The sequence below is a fragment of the Bradyrhizobium sp. SZCCHNR2028 genome (genome assembly GCF_032380995.1).
Taxonomy (GTDB): Bacteria; Pseudomonadota; Alphaproteobacteria; order Rhizobiales; family Xanthobacteraceae; genus Bradyrhizobium.
The window spans coordinates 120797-141397 of the sequence record NZ_JAUHJF010000003.1 but is presented as its reverse complement, the minus strand read 5'-3'; the positions used below and the strand labels follow the sequence as shown (position 1 = coordinate 141397).

At 64.3% G+C, this 20601-nt stretch carries 31 protein-coding genes and 2 pseudogenes; 31 read left to right on the top strand and 2 right to left on the bottom strand.

Annotation, left to right across the window (positions count from 1 at the left end):
- Nucleotides 1-26 precede the first annotated feature (26 nt).
- From tuf to QX121_RS06505, 31 genes and pseudogenes are all read left to right on the top strand, one after another.
- Entirely contained in the window at nucleotides 27-1217 is a 1191-nt protein-coding gene (gene tuf / locus QX121_RS06655; RefSeq protein WP_006611837.1) for an elongation factor Tu, read from the top strand.
- A gap of 91 nt (nucleotides 1218-1308) precedes the next feature.
- Nucleotides 1309-1617, top strand: coding sequence for a 30S ribosomal protein S10 (gene rpsJ / locus QX121_RS06650; protein ID WP_002712302.1), 309 nt, complete (start codon nucleotides 1309-1311; stop codon nucleotides 1615-1617).
- Nucleotides 1618-1675: 58 nt separating this feature from the next.
- On the top strand, nucleotides 1676-2395 hold the full coding sequence (rplC, locus tag QX121_RS06645; protein WP_006611838.1) for a 50S ribosomal protein L3: 720 nt from the start codon (nucleotides 1676-1678) through the stop codon (nucleotides 2393-2395).
- Entirely contained in the window at nucleotides 2396-3016 is a 621-nt protein-coding gene (rplD, locus tag QX121_RS06640) for a 50S ribosomal protein L4 (RefSeq protein ID WP_315737598.1), read from the top strand.
- Nucleotides 3013-3312 carry a 50S ribosomal protein L23 gene (locus QX121_RS06635; protein ID WP_315737599.1) on the top strand — a complete coding sequence of 100 codons (300 nt, stop codon included), beginning with the start codon at nucleotides 3013-3015 and terminating at the stop codon, nucleotides 3310-3312. The genes rplD and QX121_RS06635 overlap by 4 nt, the downstream gene beginning before the upstream one ends.
- A 12-nt stretch (nucleotides 3313-3324) precedes the next feature.
- Complete coding sequence (gene rplB / locus QX121_RS06630) at nucleotides 3325-4158, top strand: 50S ribosomal protein L2 (RefSeq protein ID WP_006611841.1); 834 nt, start codon at nucleotides 3325-3327, stop codon at nucleotides 4156-4158.
- A 12-nt stretch (nucleotides 4159-4170) separates the two neighbouring features.
- Nucleotides 4171-4449, top strand: a complete 279-nt coding sequence (gene rpsS, locus QX121_RS06625; protein ID WP_006611842.1) for a 30S ribosomal protein S19 — start codon at nucleotides 4171-4173, stop codon at nucleotides 4447-4449.
- A 10-nt stretch (nucleotides 4450-4459) separates the two neighbouring features.
- Nucleotides 4460-4840, top strand: a complete 381-nt coding sequence (rplV, locus tag QX121_RS06620; RefSeq protein ID WP_315714562.1) for a 50S ribosomal protein L22 — start codon at nucleotides 4460-4462, stop codon at nucleotides 4838-4840.
- 21 nt (nucleotides 4841-4861) lie between these two features.
- The gene (rpsC, locus tag QX121_RS06615; RefSeq protein WP_012045041.1) at nucleotides 4862-5572 is read left to right on the top strand and encodes a 30S ribosomal protein S3; all 711 of its coding nucleotides are present in this window, start codon (nucleotides 4862-4864) and stop codon (nucleotides 5570-5572) included.
- A 40-nt stretch (nucleotides 5573-5612) separates the two neighbouring features.
- A complete protein-coding gene (gene rplP, locus QX121_RS06610; RefSeq protein WP_315737600.1) occupies nucleotides 5613-6026 on the top strand; it encodes a 50S ribosomal protein L16 in 414 nt (137 codons plus the stop codon).
- 5 nt (nucleotides 6027-6031) lie between these two features.
- Nucleotides 6032-6238, top strand: coding sequence for a 50S ribosomal protein L29 (gene rpmC, locus QX121_RS06605; protein ID WP_006611846.1), 207 nt, complete (start codon nucleotides 6032-6034; stop codon nucleotides 6236-6238).
- 10 nt (nucleotides 6239-6248) lie between these two features.
- Nucleotides 6249-6497 (top strand): 30S ribosomal protein S17, encoded by a 249-nt coding sequence (gene rpsQ, locus QX121_RS06600; protein ID WP_008963469.1) that lies wholly within the window; start codon nucleotides 6249-6251, stop codon nucleotides 6495-6497.
- Nucleotides 6498-6596: 99 nt separating this feature from the next.
- Entirely contained in the window at nucleotides 6597-6965 is a 369-nt protein-coding gene (gene rplN / locus QX121_RS06595; protein ID WP_006611848.1) for a 50S ribosomal protein L14, read from the top strand.
- Nucleotides 6965-7279: a 50S ribosomal protein L24 gene (gene rplX / locus QX121_RS06590; RefSeq protein ID WP_315737601.1), complete on the top strand. Its 315-nt coding sequence runs from the start codon at nucleotides 6965-6967 to the stop codon at nucleotides 7277-7279. The genes rplN and rplX overlap by 1 nt, the downstream gene beginning before the upstream one ends.
- Complete coding sequence (gene rplE, locus QX121_RS06585; protein WP_315737602.1) at nucleotides 7272-7829, top strand: 50S ribosomal protein L5; 558 nt, start codon at nucleotides 7272-7274, stop codon at nucleotides 7827-7829. Before rplX ends, rplE begins: the two co-directional genes overlap by 8 nt.
- 43 nt (nucleotides 7830-7872) lie before the next feature.
- Nucleotides 7873-8178: a 30S ribosomal protein S14 gene (rpsN, locus tag QX121_RS06580; protein ID WP_315737603.1), complete on the top strand. Its 306-nt coding sequence runs from the start codon at nucleotides 7873-7875 to the stop codon at nucleotides 8176-8178.
- 13 nt (nucleotides 8179-8191) lie between these two features.
- Complete coding sequence (gene rpsH / locus QX121_RS06575) at nucleotides 8192-8590, top strand: 30S ribosomal protein S8 (protein ID WP_315714559.1); 399 nt, start codon at nucleotides 8192-8194, stop codon at nucleotides 8588-8590.
- Between the two features lie 13 nt (nucleotides 8591-8603).
- Nucleotides 8604-9137, top strand: coding sequence for a 50S ribosomal protein L6 (rplF, locus tag QX121_RS06570; protein ID WP_172108074.1), 534 nt, complete (start codon nucleotides 8604-8606; stop codon nucleotides 9135-9137).
- Between the two features lie 11 nt (nucleotides 9138-9148).
- Nucleotides 9149-9511 carry a 50S ribosomal protein L18 gene (rplR, locus tag QX121_RS06565; RefSeq protein WP_006611854.1) on the top strand — a complete coding sequence of 121 codons (363 nt, stop codon included), beginning with the start codon at nucleotides 9149-9151 and terminating at the stop codon, nucleotides 9509-9511.
- A 48-nt stretch (nucleotides 9512-9559) separates the two neighbouring features.
- The gene (gene rpsE / locus QX121_RS06560; RefSeq protein WP_006611855.1) at nucleotides 9560-10132 is read left to right on the top strand and encodes a 30S ribosomal protein S5; all 573 of its coding nucleotides are present in this window, start codon (nucleotides 9560-9562) and stop codon (nucleotides 10130-10132) included.
- Between the two features lie 45 nt (nucleotides 10133-10177).
- The gene (gene rpmD, locus QX121_RS06555; RefSeq protein ID WP_006611856.1) at nucleotides 10178-10369 is read left to right on the top strand and encodes a 50S ribosomal protein L30; all 192 of its coding nucleotides are present in this window, start codon (nucleotides 10178-10180) and stop codon (nucleotides 10367-10369) included.
- A gap of 11 nt (nucleotides 10370-10380) precedes the next feature.
- On the top strand, nucleotides 10381-10866 hold the full coding sequence (rplO, locus tag QX121_RS06550) for a 50S ribosomal protein L15 (protein WP_315737604.1): 486 nt from the start codon (nucleotides 10381-10383) through the stop codon (nucleotides 10864-10866).
- 156 nt (nucleotides 10867-11022) lie between these two features.
- The gene (gene secY / locus QX121_RS06545) at nucleotides 11023-12357 is read left to right on the top strand and encodes a preprotein translocase subunit SecY (protein WP_315714557.1); all 1335 of its coding nucleotides are present in this window, start codon (nucleotides 11023-11025) and stop codon (nucleotides 12355-12357) included.
- A gap of 84 nt (nucleotides 12358-12441) precedes the next feature.
- Nucleotides 12442-13314: an adenylate kinase gene (locus QX121_RS06540; protein ID WP_315811479.1), complete on the top strand. Its 873-nt coding sequence runs from the start codon at nucleotides 12442-12444 to the stop codon at nucleotides 13312-13314.
- Nucleotides 13315-13510: 196 nt separating this feature from the next.
- Nucleotides 13511-13879 carry a 30S ribosomal protein S13 gene (gene rpsM / locus QX121_RS06535; RefSeq protein WP_006611860.1) on the top strand — a complete coding sequence of 123 codons (369 nt, stop codon included), beginning with the start codon at nucleotides 13511-13513 and terminating at the stop codon, nucleotides 13877-13879.
- A gap of 128 nt (nucleotides 13880-14007) precedes the next feature.
- A complete protein-coding gene (gene rpsK, locus QX121_RS06530; RefSeq protein WP_012045029.1) occupies nucleotides 14008-14397 on the top strand; it encodes a 30S ribosomal protein S11 in 390 nt (129 codons plus the stop codon).
- Nucleotides 14398-14509: 112 nt separating this feature from the next.
- Nucleotides 14510-15541: a DNA-directed RNA polymerase subunit alpha gene (locus QX121_RS06525; RefSeq protein ID WP_315737606.1), complete on the top strand. Its 1032-nt coding sequence runs from the start codon at nucleotides 14510-14512 to the stop codon at nucleotides 15539-15541.
- Nucleotides 15542-15701: 160 nt separating this feature from the next.
- Nucleotides 15702-16115 carry a 50S ribosomal protein L17 gene (gene rplQ / locus QX121_RS06520; RefSeq protein WP_006611863.1) on the top strand — a complete coding sequence of 138 codons (414 nt, stop codon included), beginning with the start codon at nucleotides 15702-15704 and terminating at the stop codon, nucleotides 16113-16115.
- A gap of 238 nt (nucleotides 16116-16353) precedes the next feature.
- Nucleotides 16354-17148, top strand: coding sequence for an SDR family NAD(P)-dependent oxidoreductase (locus tag QX121_RS06515; RefSeq protein ID WP_315811478.1), 795 nt, complete (start codon nucleotides 16354-16356; stop codon nucleotides 17146-17148).
- Between the two features lie 8 nt (nucleotides 17149-17156).
- Nucleotides 17157-17452 (top strand): annotated as a pseudogene (locus QX121_RS06510) (DUF1330 domain-containing protein).
- Between the two features lie 24 nt (nucleotides 17453-17476).
- Nucleotides 17477-18160: pseudogene (locus QX121_RS06505) on the top strand (chloride channel protein); the annotation flags it as partial.
- 261 nt (nucleotides 18161-18421) lie between these two features.
- Here the strand turns inward: QX121_RS06505 and QX121_RS06500 are convergent.
- Nucleotides 18422-19885, bottom strand: coding sequence for a hypothetical protein (locus QX121_RS06500; RefSeq protein ID WP_315811477.1), 1464 nt, complete (start codon nucleotides 19883-19885; stop codon nucleotides 18422-18424).
- A gap of 458 nt (nucleotides 19886-20343) precedes the next feature.
- Nucleotides 20344-20601: a hypothetical protein gene (locus tag QX121_RS06495; protein ID WP_315811476.1), complete on the bottom strand. Its 258-nt coding sequence runs from the start codon at nucleotides 20599-20601 to the stop codon at nucleotides 20344-20346.

The window sequence follows — 20601 nt, the reverse complement described above, 5'->3', positions numbered from 1 at the left end:
AAGTGAGCGACTGAACGGAGAGTCAAATGGCCAAAGCTAAGTTTGAACGTAACAAGCCCCACTGCAACATCGGCACCATCGGTCACGTCGACCACGGCAAGACCTCGCTGACGGCTGCAATCACCAAGATCCTGGCCGAGACGGGCGGTGCGACGTTCACTGCCTACGACCAGATCGACAAGGCCCCGGAAGAGAAGGCGCGCGGCATCACCATCTCGACCGCGCACGTCGAGTACGAGACCAAGAACCGTCACTACGCGCACGTCGATTGCCCCGGCCACGCCGACTACGTGAAGAACATGATCACCGGCGCCGCGCAGATGGACGGCGCGATCCTGGTCGTGTCGGCCGCTGACGGCCCGATGCCGCAGACCCGTGAGCACATCCTGCTCGCTCGCCAGGTGGGCGTGCCGGCGCTGGTCGTGTTCCTCAACAAGTGCGACATGGTCGACGATCCGGAGCTGCTGGAGCTCGTCGAGCTCGAGGTCCGCGAGCTGCTGTCGAAGTACGAATTCCCGGGCGACAAGATCCCGATCATCAAGGGCTCGGCGCTCGCCGCTCTCGAAGATTCGGACAAGAAGCTCGGCCACGACGCCATCCTCGAGCTGATGCGCAATGTCGACGAGTACATTCCGCAGCCGGAGCGTCCGATCGACCAGCCCTTCCTGATGCCGGTCGAAGACGTGTTCTCGATCTCGGGCCGCGGCACCGTGGTGACCGGCCGTGTCGAGCGCGGCATCATCAAGGTCGGTGAGGAAATCGAGATCGTCGGCATCCGCCCGACCCAGAAGACCACCGTCACCGGCGTCGAAATGTTCCGCAAGCTGCTCGATCAGGGCCAGGCCGGCGACAACATCGGCGCGCTGCTCCGCGGCACCAAGCGCGAGGACGTCGAGCGCGGCCAGGTGCTGTGCAAGCCGGGCTCGGTCAAGCCGCACACCAAGTTCAAGGCTGAGGCCTACATCCTCACCAAGGAAGAGGGCGGCCGTCACACGCCGTTCTTCACCAACTATCGTCCGCAGTTCTACTTCCGCACGACCGACGTGACCGGCGTCGTCCATCTGCCGGAAGGCACCGAGATGGTGATGCCGGGCGACAACATCGCGATGGAAGTGCACCTGATCGTGCCGATCGCGATGGAGGAGAAGCTGCGCTTCGCCATCCGCGAGGGCGGCCGTACCGTCGGCGCCGGCGTCGTCGCCTCGATCATCGAGTAACAACAGCGAATAGGGAATGGCGGGTGGCGAATGGAGATTATCCATTCGCCGTTCGCTACTCGCCACTCACTACTCACAGAAAGATACGGCAATGAACGGCCAAAATATCCGCATCCGTCTCAAGGCGTTTGACCATCGTATCCTCGATACGTCGACGCGCGAGATCGTCAACACGGCGAAACGGACCGGCGCGCAGGTTCGCGGACCCATTCCGCTGCCGACCCGCATCGAGAAGTTCACCGTGAACCGTTCGCCGCACGTCGACAAGAAGAGCCGCGAGCAGTTCGAGATGCGCACCCACAAGCGCCTGCTCGACATCGTCGATCCGACCCCGCAGACCGTCGATGCTTTGATGAAGCTCGATCTGGCCGCCGGTGTCGACGTCGAGATCAAGCTCTAAGTTTTTGGATTCACGTTCGCACCTCACGCGGACATAGAGAAGAACAGGAAGCACGCCGATGCGCTCCGGAGTGATCGCACAAAAGGTCGGGATGACGCGGGTCTTCACGGAGACCGGCGAACATATCCCCGTGACCGTGCTGAAGCTCGGCAATTGCCAGGTGGTCGGTCACCGCACCACCGAGAAGAACGGCTACGTCGCTCTGCAGCTCGGCAGCGGCAGCCGCAAGACGGTCTACATGCCGAAGGCCGAGCGCGGCCAGTTCGCGGTCGCCAAGGTCGAGCCGAAGCGCAAGCTCGCCGAATTCCGTGTCAGCGAGGACTCGCTGATTCCGGTCGGCGCCGAGATCCAGGCCGATCACTTCGTCGTCGGCCAGTTCGTCGACGTCACCGGCACCTCGGTCGGTAAGGGCTTCGCCGGCGGCATGAAGCGCTGGAACTTCGGCGGTCTGCGCGCCACGCACGGTGTGTCGATCTCGCACCGTTCGATCGGTTCGACCGGTGGCCGTCAGGACCCCGGCAAGACCTGGAAGAACAAGAAGATGCCCGGTCACATGGGTGTCGATCGCATCACCACGCTGAACCTGCGTGTGGTGCAGACGGATGTCGAGCGTGGCCTGATCCTGGTGGAAGGCGCGGTGCCCGGCTCCAAGGGTGGCTGGATCTCGGTGCGCGACGCCGTGAAGAAGCCGCTGCCGAAGGAAGCGCCGAAGCCCGGCAAGTTCAAGGTCGCGGGTGAGCAGGCTGCCGAAGCGCCGGCCGTGCAGGAGGGCGCATAAATGGAACTGAAAGTCACCACCCTCGAGGGCAAGGAAGCCGGCTCCGTCCAGCTCTCCGACGCCATCTTCGGTCTGGAGCCGCGCGTCGACATCATTCAGCGCTGCGTTCAGTGGCAGCTGAACAAGCGCCAGGCCGGCACCCACAAGGCCAAGGGCCGCGCCGAGATCTGGCGCACCGGCAAGAAGATGTACAAGCAGAAGGGCACCGGCGGTGCTCGTCACGGCTCGGCCCGCGTGCCGCAGTTCCGTGGCGGCGGCCGCGCCTTCGGTCCGGTCGTGCGCTCGCATGCGACCGACCTGCCGAAGAAGGTCCGTGCGCTGGCGCTGAAGCATGCGCTGTCGGCCAAGGCCAAGGACGGTGATCTTGTCGTGCTGGAGAACGCCACCCTCGAGGCGGCGAAGACCAAGGCGCTGATCGGTCACTTCTCCGGTCTCGGCCTGACCAACGCGCTGATCATCGACGGCGCCGAGCTGCACAACGGCTTCGCCGCTGCGGCCCGCAACATCCCGAACCTGGACGTGCTGCCGATCCAGGGCATCAACGTCTACGACATCCTGCGCCGTCAGAAGCTCGTGCTGACCAAGGCGGCGATCGATGCGCTGGAGGCGCGCTTCAAATGAAGACCATTGATCCGCGCCACTACGACATCATCATCGCGCCGGTCGTGACCGAGAAGGCGACGTTCGCCTCCGAGCACAACAAGGTTCTGTTCAAGGTGGCCGCCAAGGCGACCAAGCCTCAGATCAAAGAGGCGATCGAGAAGCTGTTCGATGTCAAGGTCAGGAGCGTCAACACGCTCGTCCGCAAGGGCAAGACCAAGGTGTTCCGCGGCAATTTCGGTTCGCAATCGGACAGCAAGCGCGCGATCGTGACCCTCGAAGAGGGTCACCGTATCGACGTGACCACCGGACTGTAAGGCTGAGCTGCCATGGCACTGAAGACATTCAATCCCACGACGCCGGGCCAGCGCCAGCTGGTGATGGTCGATCGTTCGGCCCTCTACAAGGGCAAGCCGGTCAAGGCGCTGACCGAAGGCAAGCAGTCGAGCGGCGGTCGCAACAACACCGGCCGCATCACGGTTCGCTTCCTCGGTGGCGGCCACAAGCAGTCGTATCGTACGGTCGACTTCAAGCGCGACAAGGTCGACGTTCCGGCCACCGTCGAGCGGCTGGAGTATGATCCGAACCGCACCGCCTTCATCGCCCTGGTCAAGTATCAGGACGGCGAGCTCGCCTACATCCTGGCGCCGCAGCGCCTGGCGGTCGGCGACACCATCGTCGCCGGCAACTATGTCGACGTGAAGCCGGGCAACGTCATGCCGCTCGGCAACATGCCGGTCGGCACGATCGTGCACAACATCGAGGTCAAGATCGGGAAGGGCGGCCAGCTCGCGCGTTCGGCCGGCACGTATGCTCAGATCGTCGGCCGCGACCAGGACTACGTGATCGTCCGCCTGAACTCGGGCGAGCAACGCCTGGTGCACGGCCGTTGCCGCGGCACCATCGGTGCGGTGTCGAACCCGGACCACATGAACACCTCGATCGGCAAGGCCGGCCGCAAGCGTTGGATGGGTCGTCGCCCGCACAACCGCGGTGTCGCGATGAACCCGATCGACCATCCGCACGGCGGCGGCGAAGGCCGTACCTCGGGCGGTCGTCACCCGGTCACTCCGTGGGGCAAGCCTACCAAGGGCAAGAAGACCCGCACCAACAAGTCGACCGACAAATTCATTCTCTTGAGCCGCCACAAGCGGAAGAAGTAAGGAACGACGGACATGGTTCGTTCAGTCTGGAAAGGCCCGTTCGTCGAGGCGTCGCTGCTCAAGAAGGCAGATGCGGCGCGCGCGTCCGGCCGTCACGACGTCATCAAGATCTGGAGCCGCCGCTCGACCATCCTGCCGCAGTTTGTCGGCCTGACGTTCGGCGTCTACAACGGCCAGAAGCACGTGCCGGTGGCGATCAACGAAGAGATGGTCGGCCACAAGTTCGGCGAGTTCTCGCCGACCCGCACCTTCCACGGCCATTCGGGCGATAAGAAAGCCAAGAAGGCTTGAGGATTAAGCGATGAGCAAACCAAAGCGCGAACGGAGCCTCCCCGAAAACGAGGCCAAGGCTGTGGCCCGGATGCTTCGGGTGAGCCCGCAGAAGCTGAACCTGGTGGCGCAGATGATCCGCGGCCGCAAGGCGTCGGCAGCCCTCGCCGACCTGCAGTTCTCGCGCAAGCGGATTGCGGTCGATGTCAAGAAGTGCCTGGAATCGGCGATCGCCAATGCCGAGAACAATCACGAGCTCGAGGTCGACGATCTCGTCGTTTCGCAGGCTTTCGTCGGCAAGGGAATCGTGATGAAGCGTTTCTCGCCGCGCGGCCGTGGCCGTTCGGGCCGAGTTTTCAAACCGTTTTCGCAGCTGACGATCATTGTCCGTCAGGTCGAGGCGAGCGCTTAAAGCAGGCGCTGGGAGAATACGATGGGTCAAAAGATCAATCCGATCGGTCTGCGTCTCGGCATCAACCGGACCTGGGATTCGCGCTGGTTCGCTGGCAAGGCCGAGTACGGCAAGCTGCTGCATGAAGACGTCAAGATCCGCGAGATCCTGCACAAGGAGCTCAAGCAGGCGGCCGTCGCCCGCATCGTGATCGAGCGTCCGCACAAGAAGTGCCGCGTCACGATCCACTCGGCACGTCCGGGCGTCGTGATCGGCAAGAAGGGCGCCGACATCGACAAGCTGCGCAAGCGCGTCGCCGACATCACCTCGTCGGACGTCGTCATCAACATCGTCGAGATCCGCAAGCCCGAGCTCGATGCGACCCTGGTCGCCGAGTCGATCGCGCAGCAGCTCGAGCGCCGCGTGGCGTTCCGCCGCGCCATGAAGCGCGCCGTGCAGTCGGCGATGCGTCTCGGCGCCGAGGGCATCCGCATCAACTGCTCGGGTCGTCTGGGCGGTGCGGAAATCGCCCGCATGGAATGGTACCGCGAGGGCCGGGTGCCGCTGCACACGCTGCGCGCCGACATCGACTACGGTGTGGCCACCGCGTTCACCACCTTCGGCACCTGCGGCGTGAAGGTCTGGATCTTCAAGGGCGAGATCCTCGAGCACGATCCGATGGCACAGGACAAGCGGATGAACGAAGGCGGCGGCGAGAGCTCGCAGCCGCGGTCGCGCCGCGACGCGGCCTGATCGATCAGCCGCGACAAGACAGGTTTGAGGGCTCAAAGCCATGATGCAACCAAAGAAGACCAAGTTCCGAAAGGCGCATAAGGGCCGTATCCACGGCGTTGCGTCCTCGGGCGCGACGCTGGCCTTCGGCCAGTTCGGGCTGAAGGCGATGGAGCCGGACCGCGTCACCGCGCGCCAGATCGAGGCCGCCCGTCGTGCCTTGACCCGTCACATGAAGCGCGCCGGCCGCGTCTGGATCCGGGTGTTCCCGGATCTTCCGGTGTCGAAGAAGCCGGCCGAGGTCCGCATGGGCTCCGGCAAGGGCTCGCCGGAATTGTGGGTGGCCCGCGTCAAGCCGGGCCGGGTGATGTTCGAGATCGACGGCGTGAGCACCCAGATCGCGCGCGAGGCGCTGCTGCTGGCGGCCGCCAAGCTGCCGATCAAGACGCGCTTCGTCGAACGCATTGCGGAGTAATGGTCATGGCCGAGATGAAGATTGCCGACATTCGCGCGATGAGCCCCGATCAGATGGACGATGCGATCGTCAACCTGAAGAAGGAGCGTTTCAACCTGCGCTTCCAGCGTGCCACCGGCCAGCTCGAGAACACCGCTCGGCTGCGCGAGGCGCGTCGCGACATCGCCCGTATCAAGACCATCGCCGCGCAGCAGCGCGCCAAGACGAAGTAAGAGGCTCGACATGCCGAAACGGACCCTCCAGGGCGTTGTCGTCAGCGACAAGCAGGCCAAGACGGTGGTCGTGCGCGTCGACCGGCGCTTCACCCACCCGATCTACAAGAAGACCATCCGCCGCTCGAAGAACTACCACGCCCACGACGAGAACAACGAGTTCAAGCCGGGCGACATGGTGTGGATCGAGGAGAGCAAGCCGATCTCGAAGCTGAAGCGCTGGACCGTGGTCCGGGGCGAGCACAAGAAAACCGCCTGAGGCGCGAAGCGGCCCTCGTCGAAGAGGGCCCATTTCGCTTTCGGGATCAAACAAGGCGCAGCTTTCCTGCGCAGCAGATGAAGAGGACGAGGTGCATCAATGATTCAGATGCAGACCAACCTCGACGTGGCCGATAATTCCGGCGCACGCCGTGTCATGTGTATCAAGGTGCTGGGCGGCTCGAAGCGCCGCTATGCCACAGTCGGCGACATCATCGTGGTGTCGATCAAGGAAGCCATTCCGCGTGGCAAGGTGAAGAAGGGCGACGTCATGAAGGCCGTCGTGGTGCGCGTCCGCAAGGACATCCGCCGCGCCGACGGCTCGGTGATCCGCTTCGACCGCAACGCGGCCGTTCTGATCAACAACCAGTCGGAGCCGGTCGGCACCCGCATCTTCGGGCCGGTGCCGCGCGAGCTGCGCGCCAAGAACCACATGAAGATCATTTCGCTCGCGCCGGAGGTGCTGTGATGGCTGCCAAGATCCGCAAGGGCGACAAGGTGATCGTCCTGACCGGCCGCGACAAGGGTCGCACCGGCGAGGTGTTCGAGGTGCGTCCCGACGAGGGCACCGCGCTGGTGCGCGGTATCAACCTGGTGAAGCGTCACCAGAAGCAGACCCAGAACCAGGAAGGCGGCATCATCTCCAAGGAGGCGCCGATCAACCTGTCGAACGTCGCGTATGTCGGCAAGGACGGCAAGCCGACGCGTGTTGGATTCAAGATTCAGGCGGACGGCAAGAAGGTCCGCGTTGCCAAGAGCTCGGGAGTTGAGATCGATGGCTGAGACTGCTTACACCCCGCGCCTCCGCACGGAATATGATCGCCAGATCAAGAGCCAGCTGACTGAGAAGTTCGGCTACGCCAACGTCATGCAGGTGCCGCGGCTCGACAAGGTCGTGCTCAACATGGGCATCGGCGAGGCGGTCAACGACCGCAAGAAGGCGGAGACGGCGGCGGCCGACCTGTCGCTGATCGCCGGCCAGAAGGCGGTCGTGACCTATTCGCGCGTCGCCATCGCGACCTTCAAGCTGCGTGAGAACCAGCCGATCGGCTGCAAGGTCACGTTGCGCAAGACCAAGATGTACGAGTTCATCGACCGTCTGATCAACGTCGCGCTGCCGCGCGTCCGCGACTTCCGCGGTCTGAACCCGAAGAGCTTCGACGGCCGTGGCAACTACTCGCTCGGCATCAAGGAGCACATCATTTTCCCCGAGATCGACTTCGACAAGGCCGGGGAGAGCTGGGGCATGGACATCACGGTGTGCACCACCGCGACGACCGATGATGAGGCCCGTGCCCTTCTGACCGCATTCAATTTCCCGTTCCGGCAGTGAGACGCTGAACAGCTTCTCAAACGCGGATACCCAGGAGCCAAGCATGGCAAAGAAGAGTTCAATCGAGAAGAACAACCGGCGCAAGCGGATGACGAAGAACGCCGCCCCGAAGCGCGCCCGGTTGAAGGCGATCATCGCCGACAAGTCCAAGCCGATGGAGGAGCGCTTTGCCGCGACCCTGAAGCTGGCCGAGATGCCGCGCAATTCGTCGGCGACCCGCATCCGCAACCGGTGCGAGCTGACCGGCCGTCCGCGGTCGAACTATCGCAAGAACAAGCTGAGCCGCATCGCGCTGCGCGAGCTCGGGTCCAAGGGCCTGGTCCCGGGCCTCGTGAAGTCGAGCTGGTAAGGAGGGTCGCACCATGTCAACGCACGATCCCATCAGCGATCTGATCACCCGCATCCGCAACGCGCAGATGCGCTCGAAGTCGAAGGTCTCGACTCCCGGCTCCAAGATGCGCGCCAGCGTGCTCGAGGTGCTGAAGTCCGAAGGCTACATCCGTGGCTATGCCACGCTGGAGCATCCGTCGGGCCGCAGCGAGATCGAGATCGAGCTGAAATATTTCGACGGCGAGCCCGTGATCCGCGAGATCGAGCGCGTCTCCAAGCCCGGCCGCCGCGTCTACACCTCGGTGAAGAACCTGCCGCGCGTGAACAACGGGCTCGGAATTTCTGTTTTGTCGACACCGAAGGGAATCATGGCCGACCATAGCGCGCGTGACGCGAATGTCGGCGGTGAAGTTCTCTTCACGGTGTTCTAAGAAGGATTGAGCCATGTCACGTATTGGCAAGAAGCCTGTGGCGGTGCCGTCCGGTGTGACGGCCTCCGTCGATGGACAGACCGTCAAGATGAAGGGGCCGAAGGGCCAGCTTCAGTTCATCGTCCATGACGACGTGGACGTGAAGTTCGAGAACGGCCAGGTCAAGGTTGCCCCGCGCGCCGAGACCAAGCGCGCCCGTTCGCTGTACGGCACCGCTCGCGCCCAGATCGCGAATCTGGTCGAAGGCGTCACCAAGGGCTTCGAGAAGAAGCTCGAGATCACCGGCGTCGGCTACCGCGCCGCGATGCAGGGCAAGAACCTGCAGCTCGCGCTCGGCTACAGCCACGACGTCGTCTACCAGATCCCGGAAGGCATCACGATCGCGGTGCCGAAGCCCACCGAGATCACGGTCACGGGCATCGACCCGCAGCGCGTCGGCCAGGTGGCCGCCGAAATCCGCGCCTACCGGCCGCCGGAGCCCTACAAGGGCAAGGGCGTGAAGTACGCGGGTGAATTCATCTTCCGCAAGGAAGGCAAGAAGAAGTAACGGAGCCGGACATGTCGAGAGCCAAGGTTACGAATGCCCGGCGCAAGCAGCGTGTGAGGCTGTCGCTGCGCCGCTCCGCCGGCGGCCGTCCGCGTCTGTCGGTGTTCCGCTCGTCGAAGCACATCTACGCTCAGGTCATCGACGACCAGAAGGGCGAGACGCTCGCCTCTGCGTCGTCGATGGAGAAGGAGATGCGCTCGGCCGGCAACACCGGTGCCGACATCGACGCGGCGAAGGCGGTGGGCAAGCTGCTCGCCGAGCGCGCGGTGAAGGCGGGGATCAAGGAAGTCGTGTTCGATCGCGGCGGCTATCTCTATCACGGGCGCGTCAAGGCGCTGGCCGACGCGGCGCGCGAGAGCGGGCTGAGCTTCTAACATCAACGGATTTGGGCGTCAGAGCCCCTCAGAAGATTGGATAGCACCATGGCAGGTGAACGGGAACGAGGCGGTCGCGATCGCAAGGAGCGCGAGGAGCGCGACAGCGAGTTCGTCGACAAGCTCGTCCACATCAACCGAGTCGCGAAGGTCGTGAAGGGCGGTAAGCGCTTCGGCTTTGCGGCGCTCGTCGTGATCGGCGATCAGAAGGGCCGGGTCGGGTTCGGCCACGGCAAGGCACGTGAGGTTCCGGAGGCGATCCGCAAGGCGACCGACTCCGCCAAGCGCAACCTGACCCGCGTCGCGCTGCGCGAGGGCCGCACCCTGCACCACGACATCTTCGGTCGTCACGGTGCGGGCCGCGTCTATCTGCGTGCGGCTCCGGCCGGTACCGGCATCATCGCCGGCGGCCCGATGCGCGCCGTGTTCGAGACGCTGGGCATCCAGGACGTGGTGGCGAAGTCGATCGGCTCGTCCAACCCGTACAACATGGTGCGCGCGACTTTCAACGCGCTGAAGCACCAGGATAGCCCGCGCTCGGTCGCCGCGCGCCGCAACATCAAGGTGTCGACTCTGCAGGCCCGCCGCGTCGGTGGCGATGCCGAGGCAGCAGCCGACTAACGAACGCGCGTCGTCCTGCGGATGGCGCAACTCGGAGTGAACACCATGGCTAGCGCCAAGACGATCAAGATCGAGCAGATCGGCAGCCCGATCCGCCGGCATCACTCGCAGCGCGAGACGCTGATCGGGTTGAAGCTCAACAAGATCGGCCGCGTGACCGAGCTGCCGGATACGCCGGCGGTCCGCGGCATGATCACCAAGGTTCATCATCTCGTCCGCATCGTCGACGAGAAGTAAGGAGAAGGGCGATGAAGCTCAGCGATATCGCCGACAACGCCGGCGCGCGCAAGAAGCGCATGCGCGTCGGCCGCGGCATCGGCTCCGGCAAGGGCAAGACCTCGGGCCGTGGCGGCAAGGGCCAGACCGCGCGCTCCGGCGTGCGCATCAAGGGCTTCGAAGGCGGTCAGATGCCGATGCATCGCCGTCTGCCGAAGCGCGGCTTCAACAACATCTTCGCGCTCGATTTCGTCGAGATCAATCTCGACCGGATCCAGCAGGCGATCGACGCCAAGAAGCTCGACGCCGGCAGCGTGATCAACGCCGAGGCGCTGGTGAAGTCGGGCGCGCTGCGGCGGCCGAAGGACGGCGTGCGTCTGCTCGGCCGTGGCGAGCTCACCGCGAAGATCAACATCGAGGTGCATGGCGCCTCGAAGTCGGCGATCGCGGCGGTCGAGAAGGCCGGCGGCACCGTCAAGCTCCTGGCGCCAGCCAAGGACGAAGGCGAGGCTGCGTAACATCTGCGTCATTGCCCTGCCTCCGGCGCATGCCGGATAGGGCAGGGCAATGGACAGAACGCGCCCGCGCACCAGATAATATCCGGCGTCTGCCCGGCCCTGCGAGCCCTCGCGGGGCCCAATGCGGTGAAGAAGGGCGGCGGGAGAAAGCTAGACATGGCCTCAGCAGCGGAACAACTGGCGGCAAACCTCAATTTCGGCGCGCTCGCGAAGGCCGATGAGCTGAAGAAGCGCATCTGGTTCACCCTCGGTGCGCTGCTGGTCTACCGCCTCGGCACTTACATTCCGCTGCCAGGCATCGATCCGAACATCTGGGACTCGGTGTTCCGGACCCAGGCCGGCGGCATTCTCGGCATGTTCAACATGTTCGCCGGCGGCGGCATTCACCGCATGGCGATCTTTGCGCTGAACATCATGCCGTACATCTCGGCATCGATCATCATTCAGTTGCTCACCACCGTCTCGCCCCAGCTCGAAGCCCTCAAGAAAGAGGGTGAGGCTGGCCGCAAGATGCTGAATCAGTACACCCGCTATCTGACGGTGATTCTCGCCGCGGTGCAGTCGTACGGCATCGCCGTCGGCCTCGAAGGCGCGGGCAACGTCGTTGCCGATCCCGGCCTGTTCTTCCGCCTCTCCACCGCGATCACGCTGACCGGCGGCACCATGTTCCTGATGTGGCTGGGCGAGCAGATCACCTCGCGCGGCATCGGCAACGGCATCTCGCTGATCATCCTGTCCGGCATCGTGGCCGAGCTGCCCTCGGCGCTCGCCAACATGCTCGAGCTCGGACGTCAGGGCGCGCTGTCGACCGGCCTGATCCTGATCGTCATCGTGATGGCAGTCGCCGTGATCGCCTTCATCGTGTTCGTGGAGCGCGCCCAGCGCCGGCTCCTGATCCAGTATCCGAAGCGCCAGGTCGGCAACAAGATGTTCGAGGGCCAGTCCTCGCATCTGCCGCTCAAGCTGAACACCTCGGGCGTGATCCCGCCGATCTTCGCCTCGTCGCTGCTGCTGCTGCCGACCACGGTCGCCAATTTCAACGCCGGCAAGGGACCCGAGTGGTTCCAGTGGATCACGACGCAGCTCGGTCATGGCCGGCCGCTGTTCCTGGTGCTGTATCTGGCGCTGATCCTGTTCTTTGCCTTCTTCTACACCGCGATCGTGTTCAACCCGACTGAGACCGCGGACAACCTCAAGAAGCACGGCGGATTCATCCCCGGCATCAGGCCGGGCGAGCGCACCGCGGAATATATCGATTACGTGCTGTCGCGGATCACCGTGCTCGGCGCCATCTATCTGGCGATCGTGTGTCTGATCCCGGAAATTCTGATTTCCTACGCTTCCGTCCCGTTCTACTTTGGTGGCACTTCGCTTCTGATCGTGGTCAGCGTTACGATGGATACCGTGGCGCAGGTTCAGGGTTATCTGCTCGCCCATCAATATGAGGGGCTGATCAGGAAGTCGAAGTTGCGGGGGCGCCGCCGCGGATAGCGGCGGATCGCGGCCCGGGAACCACAAAGCCAAGAACAAGGTGTGCGGGAGGGTCGCTCACCGTGTGCCGGGGGGCGAAATTCGATGAGACTCATTCTTCTGGGACCGCCCGGCTCGGGCAAGGGAACGCAGGCGCAGCGCCTCGTGCAGCAGTATGGCATCGTCCAGCTGTCGACCGGTGACATGCTGCGCGCCGCGGTGGCGGCGCAGACGCCGATCGGGCTGAAAGCCAAGGACATCATGGCGGCGGGCGGTCTGGTCCCGGACGAGGTCGTGGTCGGCATCATCGCGGACCGGATCGAGCAGCCCGACGCGGCCAATGGTTTCATCCTCGATGGCTTCCCGCGCACGGTGCCGCAGGCCGAGGCGCTGGATGCGCTGTTGAAGCAGAAGCAGATGAAGCTCGACGCGGTGATCGAACTCCGCGTCAATGAAGGTGTGCTGCTTGAGCGCGTCGAGCGCCGGGCCGCCGAGACCCGCGCGCGCGGCGAAGCTGTTCGGGCCGATGATACGCCGGAGGTCCTCACCAAGCGCCTGGCCAGCTACCGCGACCAGACCGCGCCCCTGATCCACTATTATTCCGACCATCGGATGCTGGCGACCGTCGACGGCATGATGCCGATCGAGCAGGTGACCGAGGAGATCGGTCGGATCCTGGCCGCCGTTGGCAAGACCGGCGGTAACCGGGCGGCCAAGAAGGCGAGCCCGGCCAAGCGCAGCGCCAAGGCACCGGGCAAGACGGGGCCGGCAAAATCGGCCAAGAAGGCTGCCAAAAAGGCTCCTAAGGCAGCCGCACCCGCGAAAAAGGCAGTCAAGAAGTCCGCCAAGACCGCAAGAAAGGCGGTCAAGACGACGCCGAAGAAGGCCTCCAAGAAGGCTGCCAGGCCCGCCGCCAAGGCCGCCAGGGGAACCCGCAAGACCTCTGCAAAGGCTGCAAAAAAGCGTGCGGCGAGGTGATCGAATCTTGTAGGGGCGGTTGACGACCGCCGTGTGAATCCATTAATAAGCCCGCATCAAAGTCGGATGGTTTTCCCAGAGATGCCGGGCCCCACGAATCGAGGGGTGGGCGTCTTGTTCGCGTTTGCGGACACCTGCCCGAGATAGCGAGAATGAAGGCCGGTCCGTCCTGGGATCGGTGACAGGAGAGAAGTCCGTGGCCCGTATTGCCGGTGTCAACATCCCGACCAACAAGCGCGTCCTGATCGCGCTCCAGTACATCCATGGCATCGGCCCGAAGATCGCGGGTGAGATCGTGGAGAAGGTGAAGATCGCGGAAGATCGCCGCGTCAACCAGCTGAGCGACCAGGAAGTCCTGCAGATCCGCGAGATCATCGACCGTGACTACGTCGTCGAGGGTGACCTCCGTCGCGAGACCGGCATCAACATCAAGCGGCTGATGGACCTTGGCTGCTATCGCGGCCTGCGTCATCGCCGCGGCCTGCCGGTGCGTGGTCAGCGCACCCACACCAATGCGCGCACGCGCAAGGGGCCGGCCAAGGCGATCGCCGGCAAGAAGAAGTAATTGGCGAATTGCGAATGCGCGGATAGCGGGTAGGGGAGGCCCTTCTCGCTATTCGCTATTTACCATTCGCTCGTTTGGTGTAGCCGCTGGCATTACGGCGGCGTTGAGATCTCAAGAAAGGTACTTATATGGCCAAGGAAGCCACACGTGTCCGCCGTCGCGAGCGCAAGAACATCGCCTCCGGCGTCGCTCATGTGAATTCGTCGTTCAACAACACCACCATCACCATCACCGACGCACAGGGCAACACCATTGCCTGGTCGTCCGCCGGTACGATGGGTTTCAAGGGATCGCGCAAGTCGACCCCGTATGCCGCGCAGGTCGCGGCGGAGGACGTGTCCAAGAAGGCCCAGGAACATGGCATGCGCACCCTCGAGGTCGAGGTTGCCGGCCCTGGCTCTGGCCGCGAATCGGCGCTGCGCGCGCTGCAGGCTGCGGGCTTCACCGTCACCTCGATCCGCGACGTGACGACGATCCCGCACAATGGTTGCCGTCCGCGCAAGCGTCGGCGCGTCTAATCTGAAAGAGGCGGACAGCATGTCCGCCTCGTCGTGCTTTTGAGACATTTCGACTGCCGCGATCTGAAGCGCGGTTCTCCAACGCCAGTCAGTCAGATCCCATGACTGGCCCATGGGTGAAACAGTGACGATCCAGAAGAATTGGCAAGAATTGATTCGGCCGAACAAGCTCCAGGTCACGCCGGGCTCCGACGCGACCCGTTTCGCCACCGTGGTTGCCGAGCCGCTGGAGCGCGGTTTCGGCCAGACGCTCGGCAATGCGCTCCGTCGCATCCTGCTGTCGTCGCTGCAGGGCGCCGCTGTGCAGTCGGTGCACATCGACGGCGTGCTGCACGAGTTCTCCTCGATCGCCGGTGTCCGCGAGGACGTGACCGACATCGTGCTGAACATCAAGGACATCTCGATCAAGATGCAGGGCGAAGGCCCGAAGCGGATGGTCGTGAAGAAGCAGGGCCCGGGCGCGGTCACCGCCGGTGACATCCAGACCGTCGGCGACATCGTCGTTCTGAACCCCGACCTGCAGCTCTGCACCCTGGACGAGGGTGCCGAGATCCGCATGGAGTTCACGGTCGCGACCGGCAAGGGCTATGTCGCCGCCGATCGCAACCGCCCCGAGGACGCGCCGATCGGCCTGATCCCGGTCGACAGCCTGTTCTCTCCGGTCCGCAAAGTCTCCTACAAGGTCGAGAACACCCGCGAGGGCCAGATCCTCGACTACGACAAGCTGACCATGACGATCGAGACCAACGGCGCGATCACGCCGGAGGACGCGGTGGCTTATGCCGCCCGCATCCTGCAGGACCAGCTCAACGTCTTCGTCAACTTCGAAGAGCCGCGCAAGGAAGTCGCCCAGGAGATCATCCCGGACCTCGCCTTCAACCCGGCCTTCCTCAAGAAGGTGGACGAGCTCGAGCTGTCGGTGCGTTCGGCGAACTGCCTGAAGAACGACAACATCGTCTACATCGGCGACCTCGTGCAGAAGTCGGAAGCAGAGATGCTGCGCACCCCGAACTTCGGCCGCAAGTCGCTGAACGAGATCAAGGAAGTGCTGGCCCAGATGGGTCTGCATCTCGGCATGGAAGTGCCGGGCTGGCCGCCGGAGAACATCGACGAGCTCGCCAAGCGCTTCGAGGATCACTACTGAGCGAATTGGGAGTGGCGAATAGCGAGTAGGAAGTGGCGAATAGGAGGAACTATTCGCTACTCGCCATTCGCTACTCGCACTTCTGGGCGAACGCAGGCAGCCCACCTGAGCAACATGTCCGACGAACCGTCGCGGCAGATTGAAATGAAGGACTAAGACAATGCGTCACGGCAAGGTTCATCGGAAGCTCAACCGCACCGCCGAGCATCGCAAGGCGATGTTCGCCAACATGTGCGCCGCGCTGATCAAGCACGAGCAGATCGTCACCACGCTGCCGAAGGCCAAGGAGCTCAGGCCGATCGTCGAGAAGCTCGTCACGCTCGGCAAGAAGGGCGGCTTGGCGTTGCGCCGCCAGGCGATCGCGGAGATGCGCGATGTCGACCAGGTCAAGAAGCTGTTCGACGTCCTGGCGCCACGCTACAAGGACCGCAACGGCGGCTACACCCGCATCATCAAGGCCGGCTTCCGCTACGGCGACAACGCCGCGATGGCCGTGATTGAGTTCGTCGATCGCGACGTCGATGCCAAAGGCCAGGACTCCGGCCCGGTGCAGGAGACCTCGGAAGCCGCGTAAGCGTCGTTCCGATCCGAGTTTCAAAACGGCGCCTTCGGGCGCCGTTTTTTTTTTGAGGATCCGTAGCCCGGCTGAGCAAAGCGACATCCGGGTTCGCCGGCGCAGCTCGTGTGGCCCCGGATATCGCTTCGCTCAGCCGGGCTACGATCGATCAGAAAGGATCAGCTCTGCATGTAGCGCGTTGCGTTGGCGCGACGACGCCCCACATCCGTTCCTTCGGCACAACGGAGAGCTGCTTATGCACATCGACCTTTCGGGAAAGACCGCCCTCGTCACCGGCTCCACTGCCGGGATCGGCTTTGCCATCGCCAAGGGGCTTGCCGCGTCCGGCGCGGAGGTCGTCATCAATGGTCGCAGCCAAGCCCGTGTCGATGAGGCGGTCGCCAAGCTCAAGCAGCTGGTCCCAGCAGCCAAGCTGCGCGGCGTCGCCGGCGATGTCGCTCAGATCGGCGGCTGCAACGCCATCGTCACGGCGCTTCCCGAGGTCGACATCCTCGTCAACAATGCCGGCATCTTCGAGCCCAAGGACTTCTTCGACATTCCCGACGAGGACTGGAGCCGCTTCTTCGAGGTCAACGTCATGTCCGGCGTGCGCTTGGCGCGCGCCTACATGCAGGGCATGCTGAAGCGTAACTGGGGGCGCATCATCTTCATCTCCTCGGAGTCGGCGGTGAACATCCCGACCGAGATGATCCATTACGGCATGACCAAGACCGCGCAGCTCGCGGTCTCCCGCGGCCTCGCCAAACTGACCCGCGGCACCGGCGTGACCGTCAATGCGGTGCTGCCGGGACCGACGATGTCGGAAGGCGTCGAGACCTTCGTCAAGGATCTCGCCCGCCAGAACGGGCAGTCGGAGGAGGAGGCGGCCTCGTCCTTCGTCAAACAGCACCGGCCGGCCTCGCTGCTGCAGCGCTTCGCCGGCGTCGACGAGATCGCCAACATGGTCGTCTACGCCGCCTCGCCGCAGGCCTCCGCCACCAACGGCGCCGCGCTGCGCGCCGAAGGCGGTATCCTCGACACCATCGCCTGAGGCCGGCCATGGCGGCCTACGTCATCTCCGAAGTCGAGGTGCGCGACATCGAGGCGATGGAGCGCTATCGCACCCGCGCGGCGGGCTCGATCGCGCAATACGGCGGGCGCTATCTGGTCCGGGCGGGGCCGCCGAGACGGTCGAAGGCGGCCCGCCCGCCAAGACCCTCATCATCGTGGAGTTTCCGTCGATGGCGCGGCGGCGCGAATGGTATGCGTCGGCCGAATACGCCGAAGCTCTGGGCGAGCGCTGGAAGGCGCTGGACCGTCGGCTGATTTTCGTCGAGGGTGCTGCACCTGCGTAGAGAACGGACTCCGTTGCGCTCACGCTGACCATCACCCCCCGCCGCAAGCGTTGGCTCAAGCTGACCTCGGCGCGGTGGCAGCGGCGGGTGCTGTTCGTGGCCGGCGGCCTGGTGGTGGGCGCCGCGGCGGTGGCGCTGGCGGAGCTCGCCGACCTGGCCCAGCTCGCCTTCAATTGGCTGCTGTCGAAATCGCGCTACGCGTCCCTGGTGGTGACGCCCGCCGGCTTCGCGCTGTCGGTCTATCTGACCCAGCGCTACTTCCCCAATGCGCAAGGCAGCGGCATTCCGCAGGCGATTGCCGCACGCCATCGGACGGACACGAGCGCGCGTAGCCCGCTGGTGTCGATCCGCATCGCCGTCGGCAAGGTACTTTTGACCTTGCTCGGACTGCTCTGTGGCGGCTCGGTCGGCCGCGAGGGTCCGACGGTGCAGGTCGGCGCCTCCATCATGTTCGCGCTGGGCCGGCTGTCGCCGCGCCGCCAGCCCGGCCTGATCCTGGCTGGCGCCGCCGCCGGGGTCGCGGCCGCCTTCAACACGCCGCTCGCCGGCATCGTGTTCGGCATCGAGGAGATGAGCCGCGCCTTCGAGACGCAGACCTCGAGTCTCGTCATCGCCACCGTGATCGCCGCGGGCCTGACCTCGCCGGCCTTGATGGGCAACTACGCTTATTTCGGCACGACGCCGATCGCGCTCGGCAAGGGTATCGACCTCGCGTCTCATCTGCGAGGAGGGGCTCTATCATGCCCTCGCCAAGGGCTTCGTCGCCAGAGCTGAGACAAAGGCTGAGGCAGCGCAAGGACCGAAGCGGTTTGCCGCGCCGTCCTGACCTCGCGCTCATCCACAGTGTTCGGAGCGCGCCGACAACCGGCGTCGGTTCAATCGCTTGATGGCAGATCCTGGGATCTGCCATCAGTTCGAAATGACCGTCGGCGGCCCCGTTGCAGGCGCCGCCGCGCAAGGTTCGTCGCTCTACTTCCTGAACGGATCTGGCCGCATCAGGAGCCGGCCGGAGATCGAGTTCGGCACCTCGTAGGGTGAGCCGATCGACAGCACGTGGCTCAGCGCGATCAGCCGGTTCGGCAGCTTGGCCGGCGGCGGCGTCTGGAACGAATACGACGTCGGGTTGTGGCACAGGAAGCAATTCAGCACGTTCTTGATCGGCGTGTTGTCGGCGTTCTGCACGAAGGTCTCGGCGGTGGCGTTGGCGAGATTGACCGAGCCGACCGCGCTGGTCTGGTTGCTGTTCAGATTATACGAGTTGGGGAGCATCCAGACCGTACCGTCGAGGGCGTAGTTCGCGAACGTCGATTGCAGGCCTTTCAGGCCGGAGAGAAAGCCCTGGGCTTGCGCCGTGATCGCGAAGATGTTGCCGACGCCATTGGGCTGGTTCTCGCCGCCGGTCTGGTTCTCGAGCACGACGTTGCTCACCGGTGTGAGCTTCTGGGTCGCCGGATCGAGCCGCAGTTGCGGCCGGTTGGCGCCGGGCAGAGCCGGGATGTTGACCTGTGAGAACGGCGTGCGGCCCTTGTAGAGCGTGTAGCTCTTCGGATCCGAGCGGCTCGCCAATGGCGCAAAGGTGTTGTCCGGCGTCTGCGGCGAGTTGTTCTTCAGCTCGAACGTGCCCCACAGGAATTCGGGGTGGTTCTCGGTGTAGCCGACCACGTGCAGGCCGATCAGCGCCACGGTCACGGTGACGAATTTGCCGGGCACCGGGCGGATCGTGATCAGGCCGGGGGTGATGTTGTTCTCCAGCACCGGCACCTGCGCCTGGGTCGTATAGGCGCCCGCAGGCGGTGCCTGCCCGGGGTCGAGCCGCAGCCACGTCGCCTTGAACACCGCATCGCCAACGGCGAAGGAGGAATCCGCCGGCTGGCTCTGGTAGCCACCGGTCGCGATCAGGTTCTTGCGCGCCGTGCTGAAATAGCTCTGGTTCATGTGAACCGAGGCGTAGACGGGATAGCCGTTCTGCGCGACCAGCATGTTGCCGTCGGCTTCGACGATGGCGCCGGCGCCTTCGGTGAAGCCGGCCGTGCCGTGGAAGACCTGGGCACGGGCCGCCAGCGTCAGCGGGCGCGGCCGTGGTGCGCCGGCATTCTCGGCGTTGCCGAGCAACTCGTCGGGCGTCGCCAAGGTCATGAATCGCGGGACGGCGGCGCCGGAGCCCGAATCCTTCACCAGCGCCGTCGCCCAGACGAACGCCTCCCACGACCATTGATGGAAATTGCAGTCCGGCGTCGGGATGGTCTTGGTGTCGGAGGTGGGGAAGGCGGCGTCCGGCTTGAGATAATTGCCCAGTCCCTCCGACCAGCCGAAGGCCGGGCAGTTCTTCGCCGGCGGTGGAGGGGCGGCGCTGGCCGGGCTGAAGGCGCCGGCAAGGCCGCTTGCGGTGATGGTCGTCGCGAAAGTGAGCATGAGCCACTGAATCGTCTTCATGGCCGGTCTCCATTGATGTGCGCGCTGGGATGGGCCGAAGGTCTCGCCGCCATGCGTCGCAAATGATTGCTGAAAATGATTCATTCAAAAGTAGTGCGCGGCGAACATGCACCCAAAGGTGAGATTTGCAAGACCGGTAGCTCACGCAACCCGCGTTTTTTTTCGGAGGCGCCTCGCGGCGTGAAATGCGGCTCTGCCGGACCGTCGATGCGACGGCGTTCGTCTTCACCTGCCGACAGGGGCTGCAGTGTGAGCGCGGGCACGGCCGACACCGCTGATCGCGCGCATCCTGGCGGCCGTTCGCTGGAGAAGTGCGGACAATGAGGTCTTCACGCCAGTGGACGACAACCACAGGAGAGTGAAATGAAGTCCATCATGGCCTCTGCGTTGCTGCTCGTGCTGACATCGGGCGCAAGCCTTGCGGCACGCCGCTGATCGATGCGCGTCAGCACGACCAGTCACATCGCATCTACAACGGCATCGCGAGCGGACGGCTGACCTATCTGGAGGCGCAACAGCTCGTCCGCGGTCAGATCCACGTCCAGAAGCTGGAAAACAAGGCCAAGGTGGACGGCGTGGTGACGCCGTTCGAGCGTGCCCGCATCAACGTCGCGCAATCCGTGCAGGGCGCGCGCATATTCTGGAAGAAGCACAATTAGCCGCGCACGGCGGTTCGCTGGTGGCAAGGCGCCGCCGTGGCGGCGCTTTGCCACCAT